At 40.8% G+C, this 970-nt stretch carries 4 tRNA genes; all 4 read left to right on the top strand.

Annotation, left to right across the window (positions count from 1 at the left end):
• Window positions 1-55: 55 nt before the first annotated feature.
• The 4 genes from E5A76_RS02120 to E5A76_RS02135 all read left to right on the top strand — a co-directional run bounded on the left by E5A76_RS02120 (window position 56) and on the right by E5A76_RS02135 (window position 466).
• A tRNA-Asn gene (locus tag E5A76_RS02120) sits at window positions 56-131 on the top strand.
• Between the two features lie 10 nt (window positions 132-141).
• Window positions 142-217 (top strand) — tRNA-Thr (locus E5A76_RS02125).
• A 54-nt stretch (window positions 218-271) separates the two neighbouring features.
• Window positions 272-347, top strand: a tRNA-Phe gene (locus E5A76_RS02130).
• A gap of 43 nt (window positions 348-390) precedes the next feature.
• Window positions 391-466, top strand: a tRNA-Asn gene (locus tag E5A76_RS02135).
• Window positions 467-970: the final 504 nt, after the last annotated feature.

A 970-nucleotide genomic window follows, 5' to 3' on the forward strand; every position in this document is an offset into this window, starting at 1 on the left:
CTCGAGGCACCATATCAATCTCACTTGATTTGATCGAGTAAGATAAAAGTACAATTCCTCCTTAGTTCAGTCGGTAGAACGGCGGACTGTTAATCCGTATGTCGCTGGTTCAAGTCCAGCAGGAGGAGCCAAATAAAGTGTGCCGACTTAGCTCAGTAGGTAGAGCAACTGACTTGTAATCAGTAGGTCACCAGTTCGACTCCGGTAGTCGGCACCATTTATTCTCTTACTCACGTAAGAAATGCAAAACAACGATTAACTTCGTGTTTTTGCCTCGATAGCTCAGTCGGTAGAGCAGAGGATTGAAAATCCTCGTGTCGGTGGTTCGATTCCGCCTCGAGGCACCATATCAATCTCACTTGATTTGATCGAGTAAGATAAAAGTACAATTCCTCCTTAGTTCAGTCGGTAGAACGGCGGACTGTTAATCCGTATGTCGCTGGTTCAAGTCCAGCAGGAGGAGCCAAATAAAAAAGCCCGCAAGCAATTGCGGGCTTTTTTTGTAGATCAGCAACTAAAATCATCGAATAGAAAATAAAAATCACTATTCAGCCCATTCCATGGGACTATTCCTATTTGGGGAATAAGACGGTTGGTTCGTCCTGAACAAATCCTTTCAACAACCTGCGGAAGCTGTGCCATCCATAGTTATGTGGCTACCATCCCTATATCAGCCTACTGAGGTTGTCCCCTCCGTGGGGAATTCCGTTGTCTTCAACCGTGGAAACATCATAACGTAGCAAATCTATTACTGCAGTTGCATAAAGGCAGAATTTAGAGGATTTTCAATATCTTTTTGTTTTTTCATTTATTGATGAGTTGTTTTTGTCTTATTTAAATCGAAAAACTCTATTCTTTTAAAATAAATGTGATTTAAATCATATGGTTATGGGTTTGTTTTTATTTTGAAACGGTATTGATATTTGTTTGCTTTAAGGCTGAATTGCTACTTTTCTGTGGTGTTTGTGCT

This window comes from Photobacterium lucens, assembly GCF_009873615.1.
In the GTDB taxonomy this organism is placed as follows: Bacteria; Pseudomonadota; Gammaproteobacteria; order Enterobacterales; family Vibrionaceae; genus Photobacterium; species Photobacterium lucens.